We start from the raw sequence: 18547 nt of genomic DNA, 5'->3' as shown, positions 1-18547 counted from the left end.
GGAAAGGTAGACGCCGATGCCGCAGGGCACCCCAACGCAGATCCCCGACGACGGCCTGACCACCCGGGCCCGGCGCAACGCGCCCGTGCTGGCCGTGTACACCGGCGACGGCAAAGGGAAGTCGACGGCCGCATTTGGAATGGCGTTGCGCGCCTGGAACATCGGCCTGAACGTCGCGGTGTTCCAGTTCGTCAAAAGCGCCAAGTGGAAGGTCGGCGAAGAGACCGCCCTGCGCGAGCTGGGCCGGCTGCATGACGAGCACGGGACCGGCGGCGCGGTGGAATGGCACAAGATGGGTGCGGGCTGGTCCTGGTCGCGCAAGGCCGGTTGCGAGCCCGACCATGCCGCGGCGGCCGCCGACGGCTGGGCCGAGATTTCGCGCCGGCTGGCCGCGCAGCGCCACGACTTCTATGTGCTCGACGAGTTCACCTATCCGCTGAAGTGGGGCTGGGTCGACGTCGACGAGGTGGTCGATGCGTTGGCGGCCCGGCCCGGTCACCAGCACGTCGTGATCACCGGACGCGATGCCCCGGCGCGGTTGGTCGAGGCGGCCGACCTGGTCACCGAGATGACCAAGGTCAAGCACCCGATGGATGCGGGACGCAAGGGGCAAAAGGGCATCGAGTGGTGAGTGTCCCCGCCGTCGTCGTCGCTGCACCGGCATCGGGCAGCGGAAAAACCACGGTCGCAACGGGTTTGATTGGGGCGCTGCGACAGGCCGGGCATCCGGTCGCGCCGTTCAAGGTGGGACCGGACTTCATCGACCCCGGCTACCACACGCTGGCAGCCGGCCGGCCCGGACGCAACCTCGACCCGGTGCTGGTGGGGGAGCGGCTCGTCGGCCCGTTGTTCCGCCACGGCGCCGGCGGCACGCAGATCGCGGTGATCGAAGGCGTGATGGGGCTTTTCGACGGCCGCATCGGACATGCCGCGACCATGCCGGCGGCCGGATCCACCGCCCACGTCGCGGGCCTGCTGGGCGCCCCGGTGATCCTGGTGGTCGATGCGCGCGGTCAGAGCCAGAGCATCGCCGCACTGCTGCATGGCTTTTCGACGTTCGATTCCGCAACCCGGATCGTCGGTGTGATCCTCAACCGGGTCGGGTCGGACCGCCACGAGCAGGTCCTGCGACAGGCCTGCGAACAGGCCGGCGTTCCCGTGCTGGGCGCGATTCCGCGCGCCGCCGAATTAGAGCTGCCGACAAGGTATTTGGGCCTGGTCACGGCCGTCGAGTACGGACGACAGGCCCGGCTGGCGGTCGACGCGATGACCGCGCTGGTCGCCCGGCACGTCGACCTGGCCGCGGTGGTGGCGGCCGCCGCCACCCGGGTCACCGATCCGCCGTGGGACCCCTCGGTAGCGGTGGGGCCCGCACCCGGCGGGCGCGCTGTCGTTGCCATGGCGGCCGGCAAGGCGTTCACCTTCGCCTACGCCGAACACGCCGAGCTGCTACGGGCCGCCGGCGCCGACGTCGTCGAGTTCGACCCGCTGGTCGAGGGGTTGCCCGGCGGCACGGACGCGGTGGTGTTGCCCGGGGGTTTTCCCGAGCAGTTCACCGCGGAGCTTTCCGCCAACGATGTCGTCCGCGGCGAGATCGCCCAGCTTGCCGCCGCCGGTGCGCCGGTGCACGCCGAGTGCGCCGGGCTGATCTACCTCGCCGCCGAACTGGACGGCCACCCGATGTGCGGGGTGCTGGCCGGATCGGCGCGGTTCACCACGCGGCTGAAGCTGGCCTATCGCGACGCCGTGGCGGTGGCCGATTCGTCGCTGTACACGGCCGGCGAACGCGTGGTCGGGCACGAGTTCCACCGGACGGCGGTCACCTTCGCCGAGAGTTATCAGCCCGCGTGGATATATCGCGGCGACGACGTGTCACACCAGAAAGCGCCGGTGCGCGACGGCGTCGTGCGGGCCGGCGTACACGCCTCCTACCTGCACACCCATCCGGCCGGGGCGCCCGGCGCGGTCTCGCGCTTCGTCGCGCACGCCGCTGCCGGGCGGCTCGGCTCCACACAAAACCGCCACTAGGCTTGCCCGGGTGACCGAGAGCCCCTACCTCGTCGGATTGCGGCTGGGCGGCAAAAAGGTTGTCGTGGTCGGCGGGGGTGCCGTTGCTCAGCGCCGGTTGCCGTTGCTGATCGCCAGCGGCGCCGACGTGCACGTCGTCACGCGCACGGCCACCCCCGCCGTCGAAGCGATGAGCGGAATCACCCTGTCGGTGCGCGAATACCGCGACGGCGACCTCGACGGAGCCTGGTATGCGATCGCGGCCACCGATGATCCGCAGGTGAACGCCGACGTCGTCGCCGAGGCCGATCGTCACCGCATCTTCTGCGTCCGTGCCGATATCGCCCTCGAGGGCACCGCGGTCACCCCCGCGTCGTTCAGTTACGCGGGGCTGTCGGTGGGGGTGCTGGCCGGCGGCGAGCACCGCAGGTCGGCGGCGATCCGGTCGGCCATCCGCGAGGCGCTGCAGACCGGGCTGATCACCCCGGAAAGCCCTGCAGGCTCCGAGAGTCCCGACGTGGTGCGCGGCGGGGTGGCGCTGGTCGGCGGCGGACCCGGCGACCCCGAACTGATCACGGTGCGCGGGCGCCGGCTGCTCGCGCACGCCGACGTCGTGGTCGCCGACCGCCTCGCCCCGCCCGAGCTGCTCGCCGAACTACCGCCCCACGTCGAAGTCATCGACGCGGCCAAGATCCCGTACGGACGGGCGATGGCCCAGGACGCGATCAACAACGTGATGATCGACCGCGCCCGCTCGGGCAGCTTCGTCGTCCGCCTCAAGGGTGGGGATCCGTTCGTTTTCGCGCGCGGTTATGAAGAGGTCCTGGCGTGTGTCGACGCCGGCGTACCGGTGACCGTGGTGCCGGGTGTGACAAGTGCCATAGCTGTGCCCGCGATGGCGGGCGTTCCGGTCACTCATCGGGCGGTAAATCACGAGTTCGTGGTGGTCAGCGGTCACCTGCCACCCGGTCACCCCGAATCGTTAGTGAATTGGAATGCTTTGGCGCAAATGTCCGGCACGATTGTTTTGCTGATGGCCGTCGAACGCATCGAACTTTTCGCCGACGTGCTGTTGAAAGGCGGCCGACCTGCGGATACGCCCGTGCTGGTGGTCCAACATGGCACAACGGCAGCTCAGCACACGTTGCGCGCGACCCTCGCCGACACGCCGCAGAAGATTCGCGCGGAGGGAATCCGACCGCCCGCGATCGTCGTGATCGGGCCCGTCGCGGCGTTCGCCGTCTAAACAATTCTTAAGATTACTGTAAGGTAACCCGTTATGACGGCTCTCAACGACACAGAGCGCGCGGCCCAGAATTGGACTGCTGCACGCCCGGATCGTCCGGCCCCGGCGCGCATGGAGCGCCCGTTCGAGACCTCTTCCAGGACCGCCTCCACCCGCACTAGCAGGTATTACCCCGCGTGGTTGCCCTCTCGGCGCTTCATCGCGGCGGTCACCGCCATCGGCGGTATGCAGCTCTTGGCGACCATGGACAGCACCGTCGCCATCGTCGCGCTTCCTAAGATTCAAAACGAGCTGAGCCTCTCGGATGCCGGCCGTAGCTGGGTGATCATGGCCTACGTGCTCACCTTCGGTGGGCTGATGCTGCTCGGCGGCCGGCTCGGTGACACCATCGGCCGCAAACGCACTTTCATCGTCGGTGTCTCGCTGTTCACCATCTCCTCGGTGCTGTGCGCCGTGGCCTGGGACGACGCGACCATGGTCATCGCCCGGCTCTCGCAGGGCGTCGGGTCGGCCATCGCATCGCCGACGGGTCTGGCGCTGGTCGCGACGACCTTCGCCAAGGGCCCCGCGCGTAACGCCGCGACGGCGGTCTTCGCCGCGATGACCGCGATCGGCTCGGTGATGGGCCTGGTCGTCGGTGGCGCGCTGACCGAGGTGTCCTGGCGCCTGGCTTTCCTGGTGAACGTGCCGATCGGGCTGGTGATGATCTACCTGGCCCGCGTCGCGCTGCGGGAAACCAACCGGGAGCGGATGAAGCTCGACGCCACCGGCGCCATGCTGGCCACCCTGGCGTGCACCGCCGCCGTCTTCGCCTTCTCGGTGGGCCCGGAAAAGGGCTGGATCTCGCTGATCACCATCGGTTCGGGCGTGGTCGCCGTGGGGGCTTTCATCGCGTTCGCCATTGTGGAGCGGACGGCCGAAAACCCTGTCATCCCGTTCGATCTGTTCCGCGACCGCAACCGCCTGGTCACCTTCGTCGCGATCCTGCTCGCCGGCGGCGTGATGTTCAGCCTGACCGTGTGCATCGGTCTGTACGTGCAGGACATTCTGGGTTACAGCGCGCTGCGCGCGGGCGTCGGCTTCATCCCGTTCGTCATCGCGATGGGCATCGGATTGGGCGTCTCGTCACAGCTGGTGTCCCGGTTCTCCCCGCGGGTGTTGACCATCGGCGGTGGCTGGCTGTTGCTCGGTGCCATGCTCTATGGCTCGGCGTTCATGCATCGCGGCGTCCCCTACTTCCCCAACCTGGTGCTGCCCATCGTCGTCGGTGGGATCGGCATCGGAATGGTGGTCGTTCCCCTGACCCTGTCGGCGATCGCCGGCGTCGGCTTCGACCGGATCGGCCCGGTGTCGGCGCTCACCCTGATGTTGCAGAGCCTCGGCGGCCCGCTGGTGCTGGCCGTCGTTCAGGCGGTCATCACCTCGCGCACGCTGTACCTCGGGGGCACCACCGGCCCGGTGAAGAACATGAACGACGCACAGCTGAACGCGCTGGACCACGGGTACACCTACGGGTTGCTGTGGGTGGCCGGGGCGGCCGTCATCGTCGGCGTCGCGGCACTGTTCATCGGCTACACGCCTGAGCAGGTGGCGCACGCCCAAGAGGTCAAGGAAGCCATCGACGCCGGCGAGCTCTAGGCTCCCGGCCCGCATCCTCGTCGAGCGTCCTCTCACCGCTAGGCTGGCCCGCTGTGATCACCCGGATGTCCGAGCTGTTCCTGCGTACTTTGCGTGACGATCCCGCCGACGCCGAACTGGCCAGCCACAAGCTGCTGATTCGTGCGGGTTACGTCCGGCCCATCGCCCCGGGGCTGTACAGCTGGCTGCCGCTCGGGCTGCGAGTGCTGCGCAACATCGAGCGCGTCGTCCGCGAGGAGATGAACGCGATCGGCGGGCAGGAGATCCTGTTTCCGGCCCTGCTGCCGCGCGCGCCGTACGAGACGACGAATCGCTGGACCGAGTACGGCGACGGGGTGTTCCGGGTGCAGGACCGCCGCGGCAACGACTACATGCTCGCTCCGACGCACGAAGAGTTTTTCGCCTTGGCCGTCAAGGCCGAATACAGCTCCTACAAGGACTTCCCGCTGACCCTGTACCAAATTCAGATCAAGTACCGCGACGAGGCGCGGCCGCGGGCCGGCATCATGCGTGGCCGGGAATTCGTCATGAAGGACTCATACTCCTTCGACGTCGACGCAGCCGGCCTCAAGGCCGCCTACCACGCGCACCGCGAGGCTTATCAGCGCATTTTCGACCGGCTGGCGCTGCGCTACGTCATCGTGTCGGCGGTGTCGGGCGCGATGGGGGGCAGCGCCTCCGAGGAGTTTCTCGCCGAGAGCCCGAGCGGGGAGGACACCTTCGTGCGGTGCCTCGAATCCGGCTATGCGGCCAATGTCGAGGCGGTGATCACCGCCCGCCCCGACGCGCTGCCCTTCGACGGGCTGCCCGAGGCGGAGGTGCACGACACCGGCGACGCCCCGACCATCGCCAGCCTGGTGGACTGGGCCAACGAGGCGGGCCTCGGCCGCGCTATCACTGCGGCGGACACCCTGAAAAACGTCCTGGTCAAGGTCCGTCAACCCGGCGGGGAGTGGGAGCTGCTGGCCATCGGGTTGCCCGGCGACCGCGAGGTCGACGACAAGCGGCTGGGCGCGGCACTCGAGCCGGCCGAGTATGCGCTGCTCGGCGACGCCGATTTCGCCAAGTACCCCTTCCTGGTCAAGGGTTACATCGGGCCGAAGGCATTGCGGGACAACGAGGTTCGCTATCTTGTCGATCCCCGCGTGGTCGACGGCACCAGCTGGATCACCGGCGCCGACCAGCAGGGCCGACACGTCGTCGGTTTGGTGGCCGGCCGCGACTTCACCGCCGACGGCACCATCGAAGCCGCCGAGGTGCGCGAGGGCGATCCCTCTCCCGACGGCGCGGGCCCACTGGTCATGGCGCGCGGAATCGAGATCGGGCACATCTTCCAGCTCGGCCGCAAATACACCGACGCTTTCACCGTCGACGTGCTCGGCGAGGACGGCAAGCCCGTGCGCTTGACGATGGGCTCCTACGGGCTCGGGGTATCGCGGCTGGTGGCCGTCGTCGCCGAGCAACAGCACGACGAGCTGGGCCTGCGCTGGCCGACGGCGATCGCGCCCTACGACGTGCATCTCGTGATCGCCAACAAGGACGCGGACGCCCGCGCCGGGGCCGTCGAGCTGGCGACCGACCTGGATCGGCTGGGGCTGCAGGTGCTGCTTGACGACCGCCAGGCCTCGCCCGGCATCAAGTTCAAAGACGCTGAGCTGCTGGGGATGCCGTGGATCGTCGTGGTGGGGCGCGGCTGGGCCAACGGTGTGGTCGAACTGCGTGACCGCTTCAGCGGAGAGGCTCGCGAGCTGACTGCCGGCCCCGCACTGGCCACCGACATCGTGGCGGCCCTGACCGGCTAGCCGGGCGGGCTGCTACTCGTTGCCGCCCGGGAAACTCGTCGTGATGGGCCACGCGCCCAGCACCCGGTTCCACCGTGCGGCCATCACCGCGCTCTGCGTCAGCGCCGTCGACGCGAACGCGCGGTCGCCCGCGGTATCGGCGCGCTCGATGACGGCACGCCACGCTGTCGCCCCGTCGTTCTCCATCCGCACCGCCAGCCGCGCCGCATCGGCCCCGCTGCCCACCAGCATCGGCAACTGATAGCCGGAGGCGGCGACCGGCGGGGTGACTTTGCGGGCGGCCAGCATGGCGATGACATCGTCGCGGCGCTGGCGATGCTGGATGAGCCCGTCGAGCACCAGGTTGTTGACCGCGGGCGGCGACAGCGCGGACACGATGCCGTAGCCGTAAATCGTCGAATGTTCGACGGCCAGCGCATCGCACAACGCCGAGTCGTCGGCGGCTTTGGGAGCCGGGGCGTCCTTGGGGACCGGGGCGCGTTTCGGCGTTGCGCCCGGGGTCGGCTCGGCAGAGGTCACGGCGTCGGCCCCGGCGGCACGAGGGCCACCGTGTAGGAGGCGGTGCAGGACGCCGCGATGGACCCGAGCAGTCCGGCCCGGTAACCGGACGACGTGGCGACCAGACGGCTGGCGTTTTCGGCCGAGGCCTGCAGCGCCTTGACCACGTCGGACAATGGCGGTGGCGGCGGTGGAGGTGCTGGCGGGGGTGCCGGCGTGGCGGCCGCGGTGGGACTGGGGCTCTGGGGTTCGCTCGACGAGGTCCCGAACTTGCCGGCGGCGCGGAAAATCTCGGTGTCCAGGGCGCGGGCGTGTGCTGCCCGCTGGGTTGCGACCACCGTCAGCGCGGCGGCGATCTGCGGCGCGAGGCCGATGGCCGTGGCGGCCGCACCGGCGAGTGCACTGTCCTTCCGGGCCTGATCCAACGGCCCCAGCAGTTCCTCGACGGCGGGCTGCTTGGGCGGGGACTCGCCACAGGCGGCCACCACCACCCCGAGCGCAGCAAGGGCCGCTCCACCGGCGAGCACACCCCGCCTGTTGGTGACGGGGACTGCGCTAGACACTGCTACATCCTGCCATCAGAGGTTTCGGCTACGGCGGTAGGCGCGATGCGCGGACCTTGACCCCGCGATCACGCCGTTATGGGCGTTTCCTGGCGTATCGTGAATAGTCGGTTCTCGCAGGACGGCACGTTGTCCGTTCCGCCGGGACGCCGGAAGTTGCCCAGAAGTTTACCTGGGCGGCGACATTCGCCAGATGACCGGACAACTCAAGATGAGGAGCTCGCCGTGACCACCGGGCTACCTTCCCAGACGCAGGTGATCGAGCTGCTCGGCGGAGAATTCGCGCGCGCGGGCTATGAGATCGAAGACGTGGTCATCGACGCCCGCACCCGCCCGCCGCGGATCACGGTGATCGCCGACGGTGACACCGCGCTCGACCTGGACACCATAGCGACGTTGTCGCGTTCGGCGTCGGCTCTACTGGACGATGTGGATGACATCGACGACCGCTATGTGCTCGAGGTCTCCTCACCCGGCATCGACCGCCCCCTGACCACCGACAAACACTTCCGTCGTGCCCGCGGCCGCAAGGTCGAACTGGCGCTGGGGAATGGTTCGCAGCTGACCGGTCGGGTCGGCGAGACCCGCGACGGCACCATCTCGCTGGTGGTCCGCCACGGCAGGGAGTGGACCCTACGCGAGATCCCCCTTGTTGACATCGCGAGAGCTGTTGTCCAGGTTGAATTTTCGCCGCCAAGCGAAGCCGAGCTGGAACTGGCGACGGGGGTAACCGGGGATCGGGCCGACAGGACGGAGGTCGGGACATGAACATTGACATGGGCGCGCTGCATGCCATCGAGGTGGACCGGGGCATCTCGGTCAACGAGCTCCTCGAGACCATCAAATCCGCGTTGCTGACCGCCTACCGACACACCCAGGGCCACCAGATGGACGCGCGTATCGAGATCGATCGCAAGACCGGTGTCGTTCAGGTGATGGCCCGCGAGGTGGACGACGACGGCAACGTCATCAGCGAATGGGATGACACCCCGGAGGGCTTCGGCCGCATCGCCGCCACGACCGCCCGTCAGGTCATGCTGCAGCGATTTCGCGACGCCGAGAACGAGCGCACCTTCGGCGAGTTCTCCACCCGCGAGGGCGAGATCGTCGCCGGGGTGATTCAGCGCGACAGCCGGGCCAACGCCCGTGGCCTGGTCGTCGTGCGGATGGGCACCGAGACCAAGGCATCGGAGGGCGTCATCCCGGCGGCCGAACAGGTCCCGGGCGAGAGCTACGAGCACGGAAACCGGGTGCGCTGCTACGTGGTCGGGGTGACCCGCGGCTCTCGTGAGCCGGTGATCACGCTGTCACGCACCCACCCCAACCTGGTGCGCAAGCTGTTCTCACTGGAAGTCCCCGAGATCGCGGACGGGTCGGTGGAGATCGTGGCCGTGGCGCGCGAGGCCGGCCATCGGTCCAAGATCGCGGTCGTGTCACGGGTGCCGGGCCTCAACGCCAAGGGCGCGTGCATCGGGCCGATGGGGCAGCGGGTCCGCAACGTGATGAGCGAGCTGTCCGGCGAGAAGATCGACATCATCGACTACGACGAGGATCCGGCGCGCTTCGTCGCCAACGCCTTGTCACCCGCCAAGGTGGTCTCGGTGTCGGTGATCGACCAGACCGCCCGGGCCGCGCGGGTGGTGGTCCCCGACTTCCAGCTGTCACTGGCGATCGGCAAGGAAGGGCAGAACGCCCGGCTGGCCGCACGGCTCACCGGCTGGCGCATCGACATCCGCGGCGACTCACCCGAGCATGCGGAAAACGAGGCTGAACACGGCGCCGGCCGTCCGGTGGCGCACGATCACTAGCCGCCGATTACCGCCTTGTGCGGGCGGTTCGGGCGATGGGTGAAGTGACGCTAGACTAAGCCGTGATCCAGCGCGAACCTTCGGCCCCCGAAGCTAGAAGTGCGCACCGACACATGGGTGGACCCGTGCGGACGTGTGTCGGGTGCCGAAAGCGAGAGTTGGCCGTCAAACTGCTTCGAGTGGTGGCTGTGTCGGCGGGGAACGGCGAATATGCCGTGATCGTTGACCCAGCGAGTAGCCTTCCGGGGCGGGGGGCATGGCTGCATCCCGAACCGCAGTGCACGCAACAAGCGATTCGGCGGCGAGCTTTCACCAAAGCGTTGCGCATCGACCGTCCACCGGACACAACCGCGGTGATCGAGCACTTAGAGTTTCTAAGCGCGCTCGACTCGCCCGGCAACAGAACAGGTAGCGAAGAACATGAGCACACCGTGAAGTCCCGATGACCATGCGTCATAGCTAAACCCGAGGCGCGGCCCACGACTGTCGCCTCTTAGACAGGAGATGTAGTGGCAGGTAAGGCCCGCGTACACGAGTTGGCTAAGGAACTCGGTGTTACCAGCAAGGAAGTGCTCGCCCGACTGAATGAACAGGGCGAATTCGTCAAATCCGCATCGTCGACCGTAGAAGCACCGGTCGCTCGTCGGCTGCGGGAATCGTTCGGCGGCAGCAAGCCGGCCGCAGGCGCCAAGAGCGCCGCGAAGGTCGCCGACAAGTCGCTCGACCGGGCCCTGGACAAGGCGATCCCCAAGGCCGCAGGCAACGGCGAGGCGACGAGTGCGCCCGCTAAGCCCGCTGACCGTGGTGCGCCGACCCCGGCCCCGGTCGCCCAGGCAGCCCCGGCCGAGACGGCCGCGGCCCCGACGCCGACGGCGCCCGCGCCGCGACGACCCGCACCGGCCCCCGGACGCCCCTCGGCGCCGGAACCCGGCCAGCCCACACCACCGGCACCCGGACAGGCGCCCGGCCAGCAGGCACCGCCGCAACCGGGTGCGACCCCCGGCCCGCGCCCCGGCCCGATGCCGAAGCCGGCGGCCCGCACCCCGCGCGTCGGCAACAACCCGTTCTCGTCGGCTCAACCCGTCGACCGGCCCATCCCGCGTCCGCAGGCCCCGCGTCCGGGAGCCGCGCGCCCCGGCGCGCCGCGTCCGGGCGGCGGTGCTTCGCCCGGCAGCATGCCGCCTCGTCCCGGCGGCGCCGCTGGCGGCTTCCAACGATCGGGTGCACGTCCCGGCGGCGGTCCCCGCCCCGGTGGTGGCGGCCGACCGGGTGGTCCCGGTGGCGGCCGCGACGGCGGTGGCGGCGGTAACTACCGCGGCGGCGGTGGCGGCGGCGTAGGTGCCGCGCCCGGCGGTGGCGGCGGTTTCCACGGGCGTCCCGGTGGCGGCGGCCCCGGTGGCGGCGGTGGCCGTCCCGGACAGCGCGGCGGCGCGGCCGGCGCGTTCGGCCGTCCCGGTGGCGCACCGCGGCGCGGTCGCAAGTCCAAGCGGGCGAAACGCGCCGAGTACGAAAACATGCAGGCGCCGGTCGTCGGCGGCGTGCGGTTGCCGCACGGCAATGGCGAGACCATCAGGCTGGCCCGCGGCGCGTCGCTGTCGGACTTCGCCGAGAAGATCGACGCCAACCCGGCTTCGCTGGTCCAGGCCCTGTTCAACCTCGGTGAGATGGTGACCGCCACGCAGTCGGTCGGCGACGAGACGCTCGAACTTCTGGGCAGCGAGATGAACTACGTCGTCCAGGTCGTCAGCCCGGAGGACGAAGACCGCGAGCTGCTGGAGTCGTTCGACCTGACCTACGGCGAGGACGAGGGCGGCGAGGAAGACCTGCAGACCCGGCCGCCGGTGGTGACCGTCATGGGTCACGTCGACCACGGTAAAACCCGACTGCTGGACACCATCCGGAACGCCAGCGTCCGCGAGGGCGAGGCCGGCGGCATCACCCAGCACATCGGTGCCTACCAGGTCGGGGTCGACTTCGAGGGCAACGAGCGACTGATCACCTTCATCGACACCCCGGGTCACGAGGCGTTCACCGCCATGCGTGCCCGCGGCGCCAAGGCCACCGACATCGCGATCCTGGTGGTCGCCGCCGACGACGGCGTGATGCCGCAGACGGTGGAGGCCATCAACCACGCGCAGGCGGCCGATGTGCCAATTGTGGTGGCGGTCAACAAGATCGACAAGGAGGGCGCCGACCCGGCGAAGATTCGCGGCCAGCTCACCGAATACGGTTTGGTGGCAGAGGATTTCGGTGGCGAGACGATGTTCGTCGACATCTCGGCGAAGGTGGGCACCAACATCGAGGCGCTCGAGGAGGCGGTGCTGCTGACCGCCGACGCCGCTTTGGACCTGCGCGCCAACCCCGACATGGAGGCCCAGGGTGTGGCGATCGAGGCGCACCTGGACCGCGGTCGCGGCCCCGTCGCCACCGTGCTGATCCAGCGCGGCACGCTGCGGGTCGGCGACTCGATCGTCGCCGGCGACGCCTACGGGCGCGTCCGTCGGATGGTCGACGAACACGGCGAGGACGTCCACGAGGCCCTGCCGTCGCGGCCCGTCCAGGTCATCGGCTTCACGTCGGTGCCCGGCGCCGGTGACAACCTGCTGGTGGTCGACGAGGACCGCATCGCCCGCCAGATCGCCGATCGCCGCAGTGCCCGCAAACGCAACGCGCTGGCGGCACGGTCGCGCAAGCGGATCAGCCTCGACGATCTGGATGCCGCGTTGAAGCAGACGTCGCAGCTCAACCTGATCCTGAAGGGCGACAACGCCGGTACGGTCGAGGCGCTCGAGGAGGCCCTGCTGGGCATCGAGATCGACGACGAGGTGGAACTGCGCGTCATCGACCGCGGTGTCGGTGGTGTCACCGAGACCAACGTCAACCTGGCGTCGGCCTCGGACGCGATCATCATCGGGTTCAACGTGCGCGCCGAAGGCAAGGCGACCGAGCTCGCCAACCGCGAAGGCGTGGACATCCGGTACTACTCGGTGATCTACCAGGCCATCGATGAGATCCAGAGCGCGCTCAAGGGCATGCTCAAGCCGATCTACGAGGAGAACGAGCTGGGCCGTGCGGAGATTCGCGCGATCTTCCGCTCCTCGAAGGTGGGCATCATCGCCGGCTGCCTCGTCACCTCGGGCGTGGTGCGCCGCAACGCCAAGGCGCGGCTGCTGCGCGACAACGTCGTGGTGGCCGAGAACCTGACGGTGTCCTCGCTGCGACGGGAGAAGGACGACGTGACCGAGGTCCGCGACGGCTTCGAGTGCGGTCTGACGCTCACCTACTCCGACATCAAGGAAGGCGACGTCATCGAGTCCTACGAGCTCGTCGAAAAGGAGCGCACCTGATGGCTGATCCCGCACGGGCGCGCCGGCTGGCCAAGCGGATCAACACCATCGTTGCCTCAGCGATCGAGTTCGAGATCAAGGATCCCGGGCTGGACGGGGTGACCATCGTCGATACCAAGGTCACCGCCGACCTGCACGACGCGACGGTGTTCTACACGGTGATGGGTCCCACGCTGGACGACGAGCCGGATTACGAGGCGGCCGCGGCCGCGCTGGAACGGGCTCGGGGGACGCTGCGCACCAAGGTCGGGGCTGGTACCGGTGTGCGCTTTACGCCCACCTTGGCGTTCACCCGGGACACGACCTCGGACAGCGTGCAGCGGATGGACGAGCTGCTGGCCCAGGCCCGGGCCGCGGACGCCGATGTGGCGCGGGTGCGGGTGGGCGCCAAACCGGCCGGAGAGGCCGATCCATACCGTGACAGCGGCTCGGCAGCGGAGCCGGCGTCGGGGACACCGGGGGGACTCGACGTTGAGGGCACTGGTGACGACAACCGATCCGAAGACTGACCTGAGCGGGGCCTCGCTCACCGGGGCGCGCGTCGACGCCGTCGAGGCCGCCGAATTGCTCTCGGCGGCAACAACAGTCGCTGTGCTCTGCCATGTCCATCCCGACGCCGACACCATCGGGGCCGGGCTTGCGCTGGCCCTCGTGCTGGATCAGTGCGGCAAACAGGTCCAGGTCAGTTTCGCCGCACCCGAGACACTGCCGGAGTCGCTGCGCTCGCTGCCGGGCTGCCGCTTGCTGATCAGCCCCGACGCCATTCGTCGCGACGTCGATTTGCTTGTGACCGTTGATGTTCCGGGCATCAAACGGCTGGGCGCGCTCGCCGGGCTGGCGGGCCCCGGCCAGCAGCTGCTCGTGATCGATCACCACGCCTCCAACCAGATGTTCGGTACCGCCAACTACGTCGATGCCACCGCGGACTCGACGACGTTCCTGGTGGCCGAACTGCTCGACGCGTGGGGCAAGCCGATCGACACCGAGGTCGCCCACTGCCTCTACGCCGGGCTGACGACCGACACCGGCTCATTCCGTTGGGCCAGCGCCGCTGCCTTCCGGCTGGCGGCGCGGCTACTCGACATCGGCGTGGACAACGCCGCCATCAGCCGAACGCTGATGGACACCCATCCGTTCGCCTGGTTGCCGATGCTGTCGCGCGTGCTGGGCTCGGCGCGACTGCTGCCGGACGCGGCCGGTGGGCGCGGACTCGTCTACGTGGTCGTCGACCACCAGGAATGGACCAGTTCTCGCCCGGAGGAAGTTGAGAGCATCGTCGACATCGTGCGCACCACGCAGCAGGCTGAGGTCGCCGCCGTCTTCAAAGAGGTTGACCCGCAACAGTGGTCGGTGTCGATGCGGGCGAAACGCGACATTGATCTGGCGGCGATCGCCTCCGTGTTCGGTGGGGGCGGACACCGCCTGGCGGCCGGGTACTCAACCGCCGGCCCGATCGAGGATGTGGTGGCGTCGCTGCACACCGCGCTTGGTTGAGGCGGGACTAGAACGCCCAGCTGCCCGAGGGCTGCAGGACGAATCCGTGGTCGCCGCTGGTGTTGTCCAGGCAGGCGACGAGGTTGTCAGGGCCCACCGCGCACGTGACGTTCAGGTAGGTAATCTTCTGGCCCGGGGCCAGTGGCTTTCCGCTCGTCGACAGCACGGCGGGGTTGCCGTCGCAGCCGCTGTAGGACATGCGGCTCAGTTCGTATCCGGGTCCTTTGAAACTCACCGAACCCACGACGCAGTCGCCCGGTCTCAGGTGGCCGGCCCCGGGAAATGAGAAGTCGTCCATGCCGGGCATATCGCCGGTGCACTTGATGTCCTGAGACGGTTGCGGCACGGGTGGCGGCCCGCCGTAGAAGTCGCACACCAGGGCGTTCGTGGCCGAGAAGTTGACCCGCGAGGTGCCCCCCGGCCGCGACGTCGTGACGTAGCCGTCGACGGGCACGGCGGTGAAACTGTCGAGGTTTGGGAAACGCGGTGGCGGCAGCGCCGCCGCCTGCTGCGCCGACGCTATCGCCGAAGCCACCGTCAGGCTGAGGACACCCAGCCATCGCATCGCGACGTCGGCGACACCGCACATCGGCTCCTCCTGCGGGTTCGGGTGGCTGTTGGGATCGTATTAGCCGGCGGCCGGCGCCTGCAGCCGCTACCGCACCTGGGCCCGCCCGCGCCGCAGCACGGCCTCCCGATTGGCGGCGATGTCGTCGCCGCTGGTGCGGAATTGCCTCGCCGCCGTCGCCTCGAGCCACAGCCCCTCGCTGGTCTGCGACTCGTCGATCCGGTGGTAGGACGCCAGCAATGCCCGCACCGCGTCCTGGTTGTTGCCGACGATCGACGCCGCCACCTGGCGCGCGGCGGGCAGCAGCTGATCGTGCGGTACCACCTCGGTCGCCAGCCCGGCCCGCAGCGCGTCGGCCGCCGACAGGTAATCCCCGGTCATGCTCATGCGCCGGGCCAGGCCGACCCCCACCTTCTGGGGCAGCCGCACGCTGAGGCCCCAGGTAGGCAACAGGCCGACCCGGGCGTGCGTGTCGGCGAATCGGGCCTGCTCCGACGCGATGACGATGTCGCAGTACAGCACCAATTCGAGTCCGCCGGTGACGGCGGCGCCGTTGATCGCGCCGATCACCGGCTTGGACAGCGCCGGCCAGCGCGGCGAGATATCCGGCAGTGCCGACTGGCCGCCCAGCTCCTTGAGGTCGAGCCCCGCGCAGAAGACGGGGTCGGCGCCGGTGACGATGATGACGTCGACGTCGTCGTCGGTTTCCGCGTCGGTCAGCGCACCGAAAAACTGGTCCCGCAACGCCGAGGACAGCGCATTGCGGGATTGCGGCCGGTTGAGGGTCAGGGTTCGCACCCGCTCGTCGGTGTCGATCAGCAGGATGTTGTCGGTCATCGCATCACCGTAAAGGGTCGCCGAAGCCGTCAGGCAGCGGCTCGTCACAATCGCCACACGACTGCCGGGCCGGAAGGCACACGATGTGCCCACCTCCGAGCGACAATCCTCGATAGCCGGTCGAGTGGCGGCGGGGCGCACTGCGCTTGTCGCTCCGAGGCGGGCAGAACGAACGTCCTTGCCGCGGCACCGGCCAGCGGCCCGCGCCTATCGTGGTAACCATGTGCCGAAACATCACCGAGCTGCGCGGTCTGCAGCCAGCGGCCACCGCCGAGGAGATCGCCGCGGCGGCCCGTCAATATGTGCGCAAGGTCAGCGGCATCACGCACCCGTCGTCGGCTAACGCCGAAGCGTTCGACGCCGCCGTCGCCGAGGTCACCGACACGACGATGCGATTGCTCGGCTCCCTGCCGCCCCGCCGCCAGCCACCGAAGACCGTCCCGCCGCTGCGCCGGCCCGAGGTTGTGGCCCGGCTTGCCGCAGCGAAATGACCCTCACGGCAACGGTTCCCGCGCTCAAGGAGTGGAGCGCCGCGGTGCACGCACTGCTGGACGGTCGCCAGCATGTGCTGCTGCGCAAGGGCGGCATCGGCGAAAAGCGGTTCGAGGTTGCCGCGCAGGAGTTCTTGCTGTTTCCGACGGTGGCGCACAGCCACGCCGAACGGGTCCGCCCCGAACACCGAGACCTGCTGGCCGCCGCCGAGGGCGACAGCACCGGCGACCGGCTGGTGATCCGCGCCGCGGCGAAAGTCGTTGCCGCAGTGTCGGTTAACCGTCCCGACGGGCTCGAGGCGATCCAGGATCTGCATATCTGGACCGCGGAGTCGGTGCGTGCCGACCGGCTCGACTTCCGGCCCAAGCACAAACTGGCCGTGCTGGTGGTGTCGGTGACTCCGCTGCGCGAGCCGGTTCGCATCGCCCGCACCCCCGAGTACGCCGGTTGCACCAGCTGGGTGCAGCTGCCGGTGCGGCCGGAGTTGGAGACGCCGCTGGGCGACGACGCCGCGCTAGCCGAGGTCGCCGCGCGGGTCCGCGGCGCCGTTGGCTGACAGGTCGGCTGCCCCGACCGGAAGCAACACCCGGGAACGTCCGTAGCGCACGGTGTGGGTCGCCGGGGTGAGCTGCCGCCCGGTCAGCAGCGGCTCGCCGGTGCCCAGGTTGCGTGCGTAGCGCGGGAACCAACTGCCCGCGATCAGCACCCTGATGCGTGAGCCCGCCCTGAAGCGATGGGCGATCCCGTCGAGTTCCAGGCTGACCGGCTTGCGGGATTTCTGGGTGGTGTTCAATCGCCGATAGCCGTCAGTGACGTTGCGGGAGCGGCCTTTTGCGTCGACCTCGCTGATCCGGACGAACAGGTCGGCGTGCGGATTGTCCGAACTGTGCGCCAGCTCGACGACCGGGGTCCCGTACACGCAGACGTCATGGGTGAGGGTGGCGCTGGTGAAAGCGAGGACGTCGTCGCGCACCGCGAGCGCGCTGTCGTCGCGGTAACCGCCCTTGCCGGACAGCAGCGGACCGCCGGTGGTGGGCGTCGGGTCGGCGGGGTCGTAGCGGAACGTCGCGGGGGCGACCTTCGTCAGGTCGGCCGGCGGGATGTCGTCCAGGTACCGGCCGGGCCGCAGATAGAGCGCACGTTGGGTGGCGGCAGGCGGCCAATCGGCGACGTTGCGCCAGCCCTGGCCGGTGACGTACACGCGGACCCTGCTCGACCGTTGTGGCTGCGCCCCGCCCAGATGAGTGTTCAGCCAGTCCAGGGTCTCGCGGGCTCCGGTGCCCAGCCCCTTGCCGAGCAACTGGGGATGCGTCCAGGGCCCGACGGTCAGCGCGACGTCCACGCCGCGGCGGCGCAGGTGCGCGTACTGTCGCAGCGTCTGCTGCAGAAAGATGTCCTGCCAGCCGCCGATGAGCAGCACCGGTACCTGCACGCGATCCAGCGCGGCGCCGTAGCGCAGGCGCTCCCAGAACGGATCGTCGGAGTCGAGGTGTTCGACCCAGGACTCGAACCACGGCGCACCGGTGCCCAGCAGGGCGCGCGCCGACTCGCCGAACGGCACCCTGGCGGCCGCCTGCGCGACCTTGGCCGGAGCCTGCAGCTGGCGCAGGCCGGCCCGGATGCGGATCGGGTCTTCCTGGCGGGACACCATGTCGCTCCAGCCGAGGAAGTCGGTGGTGAACGCGCCGGTGCTCCACACCGCGTCGTGGAAATCGTGTGGGCCGACGGTGATCACGGCCGCGGCCAGTTCCGGCGGTGGGTCGTTCAGCAGTGCCCACTGGGTGAATCCCAGGTAGGACAGCCCGACGGTGGCGAATTTACCGGTGAACCAGGGCTGTTCGCGCAGCCACACGACCGTGTCGGCGCCGTCGGCGGCCTCGTTGACCATCGGCTCGAACGCACCGCCGGACCCGAACGTGCCGCGCGTGCTCTGCACCACGACGTGGTAGCCGCGCGCCGCATAGAGCCGGGCGAAGGCCAGCGAGAACGGGAACCCACGCCCGTAGGGCCCGCGGACCAGCACGGTGCCGACCGCGCTCGAGGTGGCCGGCGCGTAGTGATCGGCCCTCAGCAGCACGCCGTCGCGCATCGGGACCTGCACCCGATGGACGGCGTACTCGGTCGTTGTTCGCGGCAAGCGCAGCAGCCGGCCGAGGGCGCCGTCGCCGACTCGGGCGAGGGCACGCGGCGTCGAGGGTGCGGGCGGGGTGGTCGTCGTACTCACGCCCATCAGGTTAGGACCGCCCG

The 18547-nt window shown here is 69.4% G+C and carries 18 protein-coding genes; 13 read left to right on the top strand and 5 right to left on the bottom strand.

What is annotated here, in order from left to right:
- Positions 1-16 precede the first annotated feature (16 nt).
- Genes cobO through MNAB215_RS28665 form a run of 5 tightly spaced genes read left to right on the top strand, consistent with a single transcriptional unit; the run spans position 17 to position 6693 of the window.
- Positions 17-631 carry a cob(I)yrinic acid a,c-diamide adenosyltransferase gene (cobO, locus tag MNAB215_RS28685; protein WP_077081766.1) on the top strand — a complete coding sequence of 205 codons (615 nt, stop codon included), beginning with the start codon at positions 17-19 and terminating at the stop codon, positions 629-631.
- The gene (locus MNAB215_RS28680; RefSeq protein WP_077081765.1) at positions 628-2028 is read left to right on the top strand and encodes a cobyrinic acid a,c-diamide synthase CobB; all 1401 of its coding nucleotides are present in this window, start codon (positions 628-630) and stop codon (positions 2026-2028) included. The genes cobO and MNAB215_RS28680 overlap by 4 nt, the downstream gene beginning before the upstream one ends.
- 10 nt (positions 2029-2038) lie before the next feature.
- A complete protein-coding gene (gene cobA / locus MNAB215_RS28675; protein ID WP_077081764.1) occupies positions 2039-3253 on the top strand; it encodes a uroporphyrinogen-III C-methyltransferase in 1215 nt (404 codons plus the stop codon).
- 33 nt (positions 3254-3286) lie between these two features.
- Complete coding sequence (locus tag MNAB215_RS28670; protein WP_077081763.1) at positions 3287-4891, top strand: MFS transporter; 1605 nt, start codon at positions 3287-3289, stop codon at positions 4889-4891.
- A gap of 53 nt (positions 4892-4944) precedes the next feature.
- Positions 4945-6693 carry a proline--tRNA ligase gene (locus tag MNAB215_RS28665; RefSeq protein WP_077081762.1) on the top strand — a complete coding sequence of 583 codons (1749 nt, stop codon included), beginning with the start codon at positions 4945-4947 and terminating at the stop codon, positions 6691-6693.
- A 12-nt stretch (positions 6694-6705) separates the two neighbouring features.
- On the opposite strand, the gene MNAB215_RS28660 is transcribed toward MNAB215_RS28665, so the two are convergent.
- Positions 6706-7212, bottom strand: a complete 507-nt coding sequence (locus MNAB215_RS28660; RefSeq protein WP_077081761.1) for a ferritin-like domain-containing protein — start codon at positions 7210-7212, stop codon at positions 6706-6708.
- Positions 7209-7754, bottom strand: a complete 546-nt coding sequence (locus tag MNAB215_RS28655) for a hypothetical protein (RefSeq protein ID WP_077081760.1) — start codon at positions 7752-7754, stop codon at positions 7209-7211. Before MNAB215_RS28655 ends, MNAB215_RS28660 begins: the two co-directional genes overlap by 4 nt.
- Before the next feature lie 225 nt (positions 7755-7979).
- Between MNAB215_RS28655 and rimP the strand changes: the two genes are divergently transcribed.
- The 6 genes from rimP (at position 7980) to MNAB215_RS28625 (ending at position 14403) form a co-directional block, all read left to right on the top strand.
- Positions 7980-8522, top strand: coding sequence for a ribosome maturation factor RimP (rimP, locus tag MNAB215_RS28650; RefSeq protein WP_077081759.1), 543 nt, complete (start codon positions 7980-7982; stop codon positions 8520-8522).
- A complete protein-coding gene (gene nusA, locus MNAB215_RS28645) occupies positions 8519-9562 on the top strand; it encodes a transcription termination factor NusA (protein WP_077081758.1) in 1044 nt (347 codons plus the stop codon). Before rimP ends, nusA begins: the two co-directional genes overlap by 4 nt.
- Before the next feature lie 113 nt (positions 9563-9675).
- Entirely contained in the window at positions 9676-10008 is a 333-nt protein-coding gene (locus tag MNAB215_RS28640; protein WP_217348954.1) for a YlxR family protein, read from the top strand.
- A 63-nt stretch (positions 10009-10071) separates the two neighbouring features.
- Positions 10072-12909 (top strand): translation initiation factor IF-2, encoded by a 2838-nt coding sequence (gene infB / locus MNAB215_RS28635; protein WP_077081757.1) that lies wholly within the window; start codon positions 10072-10074, stop codon positions 12907-12909.
- Positions 12909-13418 (top strand): 30S ribosome-binding factor RbfA, encoded by a 510-nt coding sequence (rbfA, locus tag MNAB215_RS28630; protein ID WP_077081756.1) that lies wholly within the window; start codon positions 12909-12911, stop codon positions 13416-13418. Before infB ends, rbfA begins: the two co-directional genes overlap by 1 nt.
- Positions 13393-14403 carry a DHH family phosphoesterase gene (locus tag MNAB215_RS28625; protein ID WP_077081755.1) on the top strand — a complete coding sequence of 337 codons (1011 nt, stop codon included), beginning with the start codon at positions 13393-13395 and terminating at the stop codon, positions 14401-14403. Before rbfA ends, MNAB215_RS28625 begins: the two co-directional genes overlap by 26 nt.
- Positions 14404-14410: 7 nt before the next feature.
- On the opposite strand, the gene MNAB215_RS28620 is transcribed toward MNAB215_RS28625, so the two are convergent.
- Together MNAB215_RS28620 and MNAB215_RS28615 are read right to left on the bottom strand one after the other, a co-directional pair.
- Positions 14411-14968 (bottom strand): hypothetical protein, encoded by a 558-nt coding sequence (locus MNAB215_RS28620; RefSeq protein WP_245830494.1) that lies wholly within the window; start codon positions 14966-14968, stop codon positions 14411-14413.
- A 90-nt stretch (positions 14969-15058) separates the two neighbouring features.
- Entirely contained in the window at positions 15059-15808 is a 750-nt protein-coding gene (locus MNAB215_RS28615) for an enoyl-CoA hydratase (protein WP_077082427.1), read from the bottom strand.
- Between the two features lie 221 nt (positions 15809-16029).
- Here MNAB215_RS28615 and MNAB215_RS28610 point away from each other — a divergent pair, with 221 nt between their 5' ends.
- Together MNAB215_RS28610 and MNAB215_RS28605 are read left to right on the top strand one after the other, a co-directional pair.
- The gene (locus MNAB215_RS28610) at positions 16030-16299 is read left to right on the top strand and encodes a DUF2277 domain-containing protein (protein ID WP_077081753.1); all 270 of its coding nucleotides are present in this window, start codon (positions 16030-16032) and stop codon (positions 16297-16299) included.
- Complete coding sequence (locus tag MNAB215_RS28605; RefSeq protein ID WP_077081752.1) at positions 16296-16856, top strand: DUF1802 family protein; 561 nt, start codon at positions 16296-16298, stop codon at positions 16854-16856. Before MNAB215_RS28610 ends, MNAB215_RS28605 begins: the two co-directional genes overlap by 4 nt.
- Here the strand turns inward: MNAB215_RS28605 and MNAB215_RS28600 are convergent.
- Positions 16815-18524: a CocE/NonD family hydrolase gene (locus MNAB215_RS28600; protein ID WP_077082426.1), complete on the bottom strand. Its 1710-nt coding sequence runs from the start codon at positions 18522-18524 to the stop codon at positions 16815-16817. The two genes, MNAB215_RS28605 and MNAB215_RS28600, sit on opposite strands and share 42 nt — an antisense overlap.
- Positions 18525-18547 lie beyond the last annotated feature (23 nt).

It is taken from the genome of Mycobacterium numidiamassiliense, assembly GCF_900157365.1.
Lineage (GTDB): Bacteria > Actinomycetota > Actinomycetes > Mycobacteriales > Mycobacteriaceae > Mycobacterium > Mycobacterium numidiamassiliense.
Note: the sequence above shows the minus strand (reverse complement) of the source record. Positions and strands in the feature narration are given on the sequence as shown.

Bases quoted from the DNA above. Each gene is read 5' to 3' on its own strand.
- cobO (WP_077081766.1), top strand. From the start codon at position 17: ATGCCGCAGGGCACCCCAACGCAGATCCCCGACGACGGCCTGACCACC.
- MNAB215_RS28670 (WP_077081763.1), top strand. From the start codon at position 3,287: ATGACGGCTCTCAACGACACAGAGCGCGCGGCCCAGAATTGGACTGCT.
- nusA (WP_077081758.1), top strand. From the start codon at position 8,519: ATGAACATTGACATGGGCGCGCTGCATGCCATCGAGGTGGACCGGGGC.
- MNAB215_RS28640 (WP_217348954.1), top strand. From the start codon at position 9,676: ATGGGTGGACCCGTGCGGACGTGTGTCGGGTGCCGAAAGCGAGAGTTG.
- rbfA (WP_077081756.1), top strand. From the start codon at position 12,909: ATGGCTGATCCCGCACGGGCGCGCCGGCTGGCCAAGCGGATCAACACC.
- MNAB215_RS28620 (WP_245830494.1), bottom strand. From the start codon at position 14,968: ATGCGATGGCTGGGTGTCCTCAGCCTGACGGTGGCTTCGGCGATAGCG.
- MNAB215_RS28615 (WP_077082427.1), bottom strand. From the start codon at position 15,808: ATGACCGACAACATCCTGCTGATCGACACCGACGAGCGGGTGCGAACC.
- MNAB215_RS28610 (WP_077081753.1), top strand. From the start codon at position 16,030: ATGTGCCGAAACATCACCGAGCTGCGCGGTCTGCAGCCAGCGGCCACC.
- MNAB215_RS28605 (WP_077081752.1), top strand. From the start codon at position 16,296: ATGACCCTCACGGCAACGGTTCCCGCGCTCAAGGAGTGGAGCGCCGCG.